This window comes from uncultured Nevskia sp., from assembly GCF_903885465.1.
Taxonomy (GTDB): domain Bacteria; phylum Pseudomonadota; class Gammaproteobacteria; order Nevskiales; family Nevskiaceae; genus Nevskia.
Map to the genome: position 1 here is coordinate 1 of NZ_CAISIQ010000539.1, position 8,029 is coordinate 8,029.

An 8,029-nucleotide genomic window follows, 5' to 3' on the forward strand; every position below is an offset into this window, starting at 1 on the left:
GCAGTCTGCCAACGGATCCAGCTGACCGGCATCCCACCAATATCCAGCTTGAGGATCGAGGGCATCATGGTCTTGACTTTAGCCGGTTTCCAAAGGCGTGTGTTCAAGCAAGAACCATGCGCCCGTGATGTTGCAGCAAGGCGTCGCCGCGTCATCCACGAGGCTGCGGCCTCCGTAACCAGCCGTGTGGCGACGACGGAACGTCCTCGGCGGAATCCGGTCAGACGAGGCTCCACCGCTTCGTACCGAACGGTAACATCCAGCTTCGGCCCGCAAGCTCCGCTGCCTTGCATTCACTTGCGGCTGCCCCACTTTGCAGTCATCCGGGAGTGACCCATGAAAATCCTGCACACGATGCTCCGAGTCGGCGATCTCGACCGCTCGATCCAGTTCTACCAGGACGTGCTCGGCCTGAAGCTGGTCTCGCGTCGCGACTATCCGGAAGGCCGTTTCACCCTGGCGTTTCTCGGCGCTGAAGATCGCGTCGATGGCGTGCAGCTTGGCGCCGAGCTGGAGTTGACCCACAACTGGGATACCGCGAGCTACGAGCTGGGCAACGCCTACGGCCACGTCGCGCTCGAAGTGGCGGACGCCTATCAGGCCTGCGACATGGTCAAGGCGCGCGGCGGCAAGGTGGTGCGTGAAGCCGGGCCGATGAAGCACGGCACCACGGTGATCGCCTTCGTCGAAGACCCGGACGGTTACAAGATCGAATTCATCCAGCGCAAGTCCGGCCAGGATGCAGCCGCACATGCTGGCGTGGCCAGCGCTGCGTGAACGATCAGCCATGAATCGGGAACGGCCCGGCGCAGACACAATGCCCGCCGCGCCCGGACGATTGGCGCATGATCCGCAGCCTCGCAATCAAGCTGCCCTTCAGCCCCCGGCCGTGTCGCCCTGCGACGACGGCCGATCCGGCCCTGACCCAGCCCTCATGGAGAGCCCCTGATGAACATCGTCTGTGATCTTCCTGCTGCCGCACGACGCGCCGACCACTCCGGCTTCCCCGACCCTGCCCGCGACCTGAGCCCGACCAGCGATGGGCCGCAGGAAGCCGTCTTTGCGGCTGGCTGCTTCTGGTGCGTGGAAGCGGTGTTCGAGCGCCTCGATGGCGTTTCCGAAGTGATTTCCGGTTATGCCGGCGGCAGTGCCGACAGCGCCAACTACGAAGCCGTCTGCACCGGCCGCACCGACCACGCCGAGGTCGTCAAGATCGTCTACGACCCAGCCGTGATCAGCTATGGCGCGCTGCTCAAGGTGCTGTTCGCCGTGGCTCACGATCCGACCACGCTCGACCGCCAGGGCAACGACCGCGGCCGTCAGTATCGTTCGGCGATCTTCTTCCACGATGAGGCCGAGCGCGACGTGGCCGCTGCCTACATCGCTCAGCTGGAAGCCGCGAAAGTGTTCCGCAGCCCTATTGTCACCGCGCTGGTGCCGCTCGACACGTTCTTCACTGCCGAGGTCTATCACCAGGATTACGCGGTGCGAAATCCCGGTCAGCCGTACATCGCCGGCGTGGCGCTGCCGAAGGTCGACAAGCTCGAACACAAGTTCGCCGACTACGTCCGCAAATAACCCTTCATTGAGAGGTCCTTCATGGCCAAGCCAGAACCCGTCATCGTCAACCCACCTGTTCCGCCGTCTGCCAGCGGCTACGACCTGCGTCCGATCAGCCCGGCGCTGAAGACCGAGCTGGCGCAATCGCTGACTGCCGAGGAGCACCGCGTGCTGCTCGAACACGGTACCGAACGCGCCTTCTGCGGCCAGTTCACCGACAACAAGAAGGCCGGCACCTACGCCTGCCGCCTGTGCGGCCTGCCGCTGTTCCGCTCGAATACCAAGTTCGATTCCGGCACCGGCTGGCCGAGCTTCTTCGAGCCCTACGATCCGGCGCACATCCGCAGCATCACCGATCGCAGCTACGGCATGATCCGCACCGAAGTGCGTTGCCAGCGCTGCGATGGTCACCTCGGCCATGTGTTCAACGACGGCCCCAAGCCGAGCGGCCAGCGCTACTGCCTGAACTCGGTCTCGATGGCCTTCTTCGATGAAGGCCAGCCGGTACCGCAGCACACCGACCTAGTCTGAGCGGCAATCCAGGCATAACTAGAACGAGGAGATGAGACATGGCTGAACCGCGCACCCTCACCCAGATTGCCGGCGCTCCGCTGACGCCGTCACCGCTGGCCAGCTCCGCCTTGCTGGTGATCGATCTGCAGAACGAATACCAGAGCGGCGCGCTGCCGCTCGATCAGCTCGACCGCGCGCTGAATGAAACCAAGAAGCTGCTGAGCCTGGCCCGCGCCAACGGCGTGCCGGTGTTCCACTTCCAGCACAAGACCGGCCCCGGCGCACCGATCTTCGATCCCACCGGCCCCTACTTCGGTCTGATCGATTCGGTGAAACCGATCGCCGGCGAAGCGGTGATCGAGAAGAACTACCCGAACTGCTTCACCGCCACCGGCCTCGACGATCAGCTGAAAGCCAGCGGCCGCACCGAAGTGATCATCGCCGGCGCGATGACACACATGTGCATCTCGGCCACCGCCCGCTCGGCCTTCGACCACGGCTATCGCGCCACGGTGGTCGCCGATGCCTGTGCGACGCGATCGCTGCCCGGCGCGCTGGGCGGCAGCATTCCGGCCTCGCAGGTGCACGACACCGCGCTGGCCGAGATTGCCGATGGCTTCAACGTCGTAGTGAAGAACGCTGACGCCTGGGCATGAGTTCAGCGAGCATGCCTCGCTGAACTCATGCGCCCGACCATGGATGGTCGGGCCGGGGCCCAATGCAGCGAGCCTCGTTCGCGCCAGGGATGGCGGAGCCACTGAAACCAGCCCGCTGCCTGCAAGGCATGCGGGCTTTTTATTGCCATTGATTCAGACGTCGAACGCGCAGGTCGCGCGGAAAATCAACCCTGCTAATGAGCCGTCAGGGATTAGCCCGAAGAATGTCATGCAGGAAGTCCGGACCAGGCGCGAGGGATGATTCCACCCCAAGACGATTGGCGGATAGCTTGAACTCTGACTTCTCGCCGTACGGCTCTATGGCACGAACGCCATCAATGACGCTGAGGACACCAAAGAGCGTGGCGTCAGCGGCATCACGCATTGCAAACGCGACGTAGGTCTGATCTTCGCTACTCAAGGTTTTGTACCACTCGGACAGCTTCATCAAGGCAGCGCCTGGCCGTCTGCCGGAAGGCGCTTGATAGCTCTGCAGGCAATCGCTGACTGCGGAATCGCGACACTCGCGCCTGAGTGCCTCTACGAACTCTTCTTGAGTCATCACTACCCCCTAACGTCGCTTGAACGTCACCACCAGCACATCGCGATAAGCCGGCTGGCTAGAGTCCAACGCTTCCACCGGCGTCACGCCATGACGCACGCGGGCATCGTCGACGAGGGCGGCGTCGAAGGCGTCGGTCAGGGTGAAGCTGCCGAGCGTGTTGCCATCCGCATCGATGATCGTCGTCGTGCCTTCAGCGATGTTGTGGCGGCGGATCATCAGCACCAGCACGTGATCGACGCCATCGCGATGCGCGCCTTCCGGTGTCGGCTGGCCGGCGATGCCAGGGCCGGCCTCGATGCGGAACTGGTGGACTTCGACTTTCCAGTTCGCGACCTCCGGCGACAGCCGCCCGAACAGGCCGGCGCACCAGCGCAGGATGGTGCTCAAGCTGTCACCCGCGCCGATCGCCTCGGTCACCGGCTCGAACCAGCGCGCGACACCGCCGTTCAGCGGGTTGTACTCAAGGCCCTGCCAATGCGGCTGATGCGCCTCGCGCGCCAGCTTGCCGCCGGCTTCGATCGCATACACGGCATGGCGACGGCGGCGATAACGGCCGCCATCGGCCATGAAGGTATCGAGCGCGAGATCGTTCCAGCTGCCGCTGAACGCGGCCCAGTCGGCCAGCGACCCGGCTGACAGCAGCGCGCCCTGCATCGCCGCACCGGCGACGAAGGCATAGCCTTCTGCCGCAATCGCTGCCCGCAGTCGGGCCGGCGACGGCAAGGCGATGACAGCGGGACGAGGCGGGACGAGGTTCATGGCGGACGCGGATTATCCGCGAACGCGCGGTGCCGTGGAGGATCGAGTGGCTGCGCGGAATCAGACAAATTTGTCATCGAGAAAGCGCTCAAGCCTCAAGCCTTTCTCGCCTTGACCAGGAAGGCCAGCAGAGACGGCAGCAGGATCAGCGCGCCGAGCATGTTGACCAGGAACATGAAGCTCAGCAGCAAGCCCATGTCGGCCTGGAACTTCAGCGCCGAGAACGCCCAGGTGGCGACACCGAGGCTCATCGTCGCCGCGGTGAACGCCGCCGCCGCACCGCGTTCCTTGAGCGCGATGAAGAAGGCTTCGACCAGGGTCTTGCCGTGGTGCAGGTGCACTTCGATGCGGTCGTACAGGTAGATGCCGTAGTCGACGCCGACACCGACGCCGAGCGCGACCACCGGCAGGGTCGACACCTTCAAGCCGATGCCGAGTACGGCCATCAGCGCATTGTTCAGCAGCGAGACCAGCGCCAACGGCAGGATGATGCACAAGGTTGCGCCGAACGAGCGGAAGGTCAGCAGGCACATCAGGGTGATGGCGCCGAAGATCGCCGCCAACTCGTGCTTGTCGGCTTCCTCGACCGCTTCATTGGTCGCCGCCATCACGCCGGCATTGCCGGATGCCAGCTTGAACTCGACCAGCGGCGCAATCGCCTTGAACTCGCTGGTCGGCGAATGGAACTCGGTGTTCCAGTCCTTCACCGACTGCACGATGTGGGCGAGCGTTTCACCCTGATGATCGCTGGTGAAGAACAGCATCTGCATCGCCGAGCAGTCCGAGTTCAGCAGGCCGGTGCCGGTGTCGATCGGCGTCACCGCTTGCGCCAGCACATCGCGATTTCTGGCCAGCACTCGCCAGCGCAGCGAGCCTTCGTTGAAGCCGGAATTGACGATCTTCGCCAGCCCCGGCAGCGAGATCGCGCTGGCGATGCCATCGACGTTCTTCATCCGCCACTCGAAGGCGTCCATGGCGTCCATCACCCGATGATCGGTGCAGGCGCCGTCGATGTCATGGGTCTGGACGACGATCGAGATGACATCAACGCCGATCTTGAAGTTGTTGGTGATCGCCGCGTTGTCGCGGTTGTAGCGCGAGTCCTCGCGCAACTCCGGCAGGCCCGAACCGAGATCGCCGACCTTCTGCCCGCGCGCCAGTGCGAAGCCGACGACCAGCAGCACGACGCTGCCGGCAATCGCCCAGACCGCCGTGCGGCGCTCGGCGAAATGCGAGCAGGCGCGCCAGATCGGCTCGAAGCTTTTCTCCTGCGCCTGCTTGGCATCGAGCGTCTTCTGATCGATGTGCAGATAGGTGAGCAGGATCGGCAGCACCATCTTGTTGGTGACGATCATCAAGCTGACACCGAGCGTGGCGGTGATGCCCAGCTCGCGGACGATGTCGATCTCGATCAGCATGATCACCAGGAAGCCGAGCGCGTTGGTGACCAGCGCCAGCGTTCCCGGAATGAACAACTGCGAGAACGCGAAGCGCGAGGCATCGGTGGCGTCGAAGCCGTCGGCGATCGCGTCCTTCCAGGCGTTGGTCATCTGCACGGCATGACTGCAGCCAATCGAGAAGATCAGGAACGGCACCAGGATCGATAGCGGATCGATGCCGTAACCGGCGAGCGGCAAGGTACCTAGCAGCCAGAGCACCGGCAGCAGCGCGCAGACCAGCGCCACACCGGTCAGCTTCGCGGACTTGGTGTACCAGAGCAGCAAGAGTGCGGTGATCACGAAGGCGATCAGGAAGAAAGCGATGACGCCCTTCGCGCCGTCGGTGATGTCACCCACGGCTTTCGCGAAGCCGATGATGTGCACCGTGATGCCGTCCTTCTGGTACTTCACGCGCAGCGCTTCCAGCTCGGCGGCGATGCGCGGGTAGTTCAGCTTCTCGCCGGTTTCCGGATCGACATCGAGCAGATCGGCACGGATCAGCGCGCCATGCAGATCGTTGGACACCAGACGGCCGACCAGCCCGGCCTTCTGCACGTTGCGGCGCACGGTTTCGAGATCTTCCGGCTCGCCCTGGAAGGTGGCCGGGATGACGTTGCCGCCGGCAAAACCGCCTTCGACGATCTCGATGAAGCGCACGTTCGGCGTGAACAGTGATTGCACAGTCGGGCGATCGACGCCCTTGATGTAGAACAGGTCATCGGTCGCGGCCTTCAGATCGGCCATGAAGGCCTTGTCGAAGATCGTCGTGGTCTGGCCTTCCACCGGCTCGCGGATCAGCGCGACGATGATGCGATTGGCGCCGCCGAAGGTCTGCTCGTAGTCCGTGAACGTCTTCATGTACGGATGTTCGAGCGGGATCATCTTCTTGAACCCGGCATCCACTTTCAGCCCGCTCGCCGACCAGGCGAGGAACACGGTGAGCGCGGCGAAGATGGCGAGCATCAAGGCGCGATGATTGAACAACAGGTTCGACAGACCCCGGATCAGGCCACCGAGCGGTCCTTCGATGCGCGGCAGATCGGCCGTGGTCTTGCGAGGCGTCAGAGTCATTTCGCAGCTCCTGCGAGTTCGAGGACGCTGGTGCCGGCTTCACCGAACAACAGCGCATGCCTGGCATCGAGCGGCAGCGCCGTCGAATACGCAGCGACCTTGGCGGGTGCCAGCGGCGCGAAAGTCTTGCCGGTATCGCGGCTGATGCGCACCGTGCCGGCAGAGCCGACCAGGGTGACGCTGCCATCGGCGCCAACGCCACCACCGAGCAAGGTCACCGGGCCGGAGCCTTCGGCCGCCGTCCAGGTCACGCCGGCATCGCTGCTGACGAAGGCCTGGCCGCGCAGGCCGAAGATCATCAAGCCTTCGCTGCCAATTGCGAGCGCACCGAAGTAGGAGCCTTCGTACGGCGGCTTCGCGGCGGTCCAGGTGGCGCCGGCATCCATGGAGATCAGCAGGCTGCCGGATTCGCCGACGATCGCGAGCTTGCCGTTGCCGAACGCGGTGATCGCGTTGAGGTGGCGATCGTCCTCGCCTTCGGTGATCTTGCGCTCGGTCCAGGTGATGCCGCCGTCCTTGGTCTCGAGATAAAGCCCGTAGGCGCCGACGGCGATCGCGTTCGACGCGTCGCGCGCGTAGACGCCGAGCAGCGGCTCTTCTTCATCCGGAGCAAAGCGCTGCTCGTGCCAGCTTGCGCCGCCGTCGGTCGTTGCCGCGATCAGGCCGTCATGGCCGATCACCCAGCCGGTCTTGTCGTCGGCGAAGCGGACACCAGTGAGCATGGTCCGGCGCAGGCCAGCACCGCGCTGCCAGCTCGCGCCTTCGTCGTCCGAGGTGATCGCATAGCCATGCTCACCGACGGCGACGATGCGCTTGCCGGCGCGTGTCGCATCGTTCAGCAGCAGGCGCTCTACCGTGGCTTTGGCGACCGGCCCGGCTGTCGACAGCACGGCGGGTGTCGCTGCTGCGGCCGGCTCCTGTGCCGTCACTTGCAGGACTGCGATCAGCGCGCTTGCGCCGAGCAGTCCGGCCAGGATCAATCGTTGCGGCTTGCGCATCGACGTTCTCTCAATGTTCGTTGAAGGTTGAAACGAACAGGGCCGGCGGAATGCCCGTCGGCCCTGGTCATCACTGCAGCAAGGGCTTGTTCAAAGCCGATCAGCGGACGCCCGATTCGCGCAACGAGGCCGGCGTGAAATCGGCCGCGGTCAGCTTCGACGGCGCGTACATCTTGTCGTCGCCGGTACGCACGCCGAGCGCCAGATAGCGGCCCGACTGCAGATCGCTGTGCACTTCGACGGTGCCGAAGGTCATCGGCACGTCCCAGAGCTGGATCGAGTGATATTCGCCGGTGCGGAACAGTTCGCCGCGGCCGTCGTACTTGTCGACCAGCACCGGCGTCCAGGTGTCTTCGTCGAGATAGAAGGTGCGCCTCGCGTAGAGATGCGAGGTGCCTTTCTTCAGCTTGGAATCGACCACCCAGACGCGGTGCAGCTCGTTGCGCACCAGATCAGGATTGAGATGGC

9 protein-coding genes are annotated in these 8,029 nt (G+C 64.2%); 4 read left to right on the top strand and 5 right to left on the bottom strand.

Going from position 1 to position 8,029, the window contains the following annotated elements; genetic code table 11:
- Nucleotides 1-336 precede the first annotated feature (336 nt).
- The 4 genes from gloA (at nucleotide 337) to QZY06_RS20845 (ending at nucleotide 2,729) form a co-directional block, all read left to right on the top strand.
- The gene (gene gloA / locus QZY06_RS20830; RefSeq protein ID WP_295687860.1) at nucleotides 337-777 is read left to right on the top strand and encodes a lactoylglutathione lyase; all 441 of its coding nucleotides are present in this window, start codon (nucleotides 337-339) and stop codon (nucleotides 775-777) included.
- Nucleotides 778-948: 171 nt separating this feature from the next.
- Entirely contained in the window at nucleotides 949-1,578 is a 630-nt protein-coding gene (gene msrA / locus QZY06_RS20835) for a peptide-methionine (S)-S-oxide reductase MsrA (protein WP_295687863.1), read from the top strand.
- Nucleotides 1,579-1,599: 21 nt separating this feature from the next.
- The gene (gene msrB, locus QZY06_RS20840; protein ID WP_295687865.1) at nucleotides 1,600-2,091 is read left to right on the top strand and encodes a peptide-methionine (R)-S-oxide reductase MsrB; all 492 of its coding nucleotides are present in this window, start codon (nucleotides 1,600-1,602) and stop codon (nucleotides 2,089-2,091) included.
- 38 nt (nucleotides 2,092-2,129) lie between these two features.
- Nucleotides 2,130-2,729 (top strand): cysteine hydrolase family protein, encoded by a 600-nt coding sequence (locus tag QZY06_RS20845; RefSeq protein ID WP_295687866.1) that lies wholly within the window; start codon nucleotides 2,130-2,132, stop codon nucleotides 2,727-2,729.
- A gap of 205 nt (nucleotides 2,730-2,934) precedes the next feature.
- Here QZY06_RS20845 and QZY06_RS20850 read toward each other — a convergent pair whose 3' ends face one another.
- From QZY06_RS20850 to QZY06_RS20870, 5 genes are all read right to left on the bottom strand, one after another.
- Nucleotides 2,935-3,177, bottom strand: coding sequence for a hypothetical protein (locus QZY06_RS20850; RefSeq protein ID WP_295687867.1), 243 nt, complete (start codon nucleotides 3,175-3,177; stop codon nucleotides 2,935-2,937).
- Nucleotides 3,178-3,300: 123 nt separating this feature from the next.
- On the bottom strand, nucleotides 3,301-3,948 hold the full coding sequence (locus QZY06_RS20855) for a 2OG-Fe dioxygenase family protein (protein ID WP_367275703.1): 648 nt from the start codon (nucleotides 3,946-3,948) through the stop codon (nucleotides 3,301-3,303).
- A gap of 200 nt (nucleotides 3,949-4,148) precedes the next feature.
- Nucleotides 4,149-6,563 carry an MMPL family transporter gene (locus QZY06_RS20860; RefSeq protein WP_295687870.1) on the bottom strand — a complete coding sequence of 805 codons (2,415 nt, stop codon included), beginning with the start codon at nucleotides 6,561-6,563 and terminating at the stop codon, nucleotides 4,149-4,151.
- Entirely contained in the window at nucleotides 6,560-7,561 is a 1,002-nt protein-coding gene (locus tag QZY06_RS20865) for a YCF48-related protein (protein ID WP_295687872.1), read from the bottom strand. Before QZY06_RS20865 ends, QZY06_RS20860 begins: the two co-directional genes overlap by 4 nt.
- A 100-nt stretch (nucleotides 7,562-7,661) precedes the next feature.
- Nucleotides 7,662-8,029 (bottom strand): DUF1329 domain-containing protein (locus QZY06_RS20870; protein WP_295687874.1); only part of this gene is annotated, 368 nt, incomplete at its 5' end.

Bases quoted from the DNA above. Each gene is read 5' to 3' on its own strand.
- gloA (WP_295687860.1), top strand. From the start codon at position 337: ATGAAAATCCTGCACACGATGCTCCGAGTCGGCGATCTCGACCGCTCG.
- msrA (WP_295687863.1), top strand. From the start codon at position 949: ATGAACATCGTCTGTGATCTTCCTGCTGCCGCACGACGCGCCGACCAC.
- msrB (WP_295687865.1), top strand. From the start codon at position 1,600: ATGGCCAAGCCAGAACCCGTCATCGTCAACCCACCTGTTCCGCCGTCT.
- QZY06_RS20845 (WP_295687866.1), top strand. From the start codon at position 2,130: ATGGCTGAACCGCGCACCCTCACCCAGATTGCCGGCGCTCCGCTGACG.
- QZY06_RS20850 (WP_295687867.1), bottom strand. From the start codon at position 3,177: ATGAAGCTGTCCGAGTGGTACAAAACCTTGAGTAGCGAAGATCAGACC.
- QZY06_RS20855 (WP_367275703.1), bottom strand. From the start codon at position 3,948: ATGCAGGGCGCGCTGCTGTCAGCCGGGTCGCTGGCCGACTGGGCCGCG.
- QZY06_RS20860 (WP_295687870.1), bottom strand. From the start codon at position 6,563: ATGACTCTGACGCCTCGCAAGACCACGGCCGATCTGCCGCGCATCGAA.
- QZY06_RS20865 (WP_295687872.1), bottom strand. From the start codon at position 7,561: ATGCGCAAGCCGCAACGATTGATCCTGGCCGGACTGCTCGGCGCAAGC.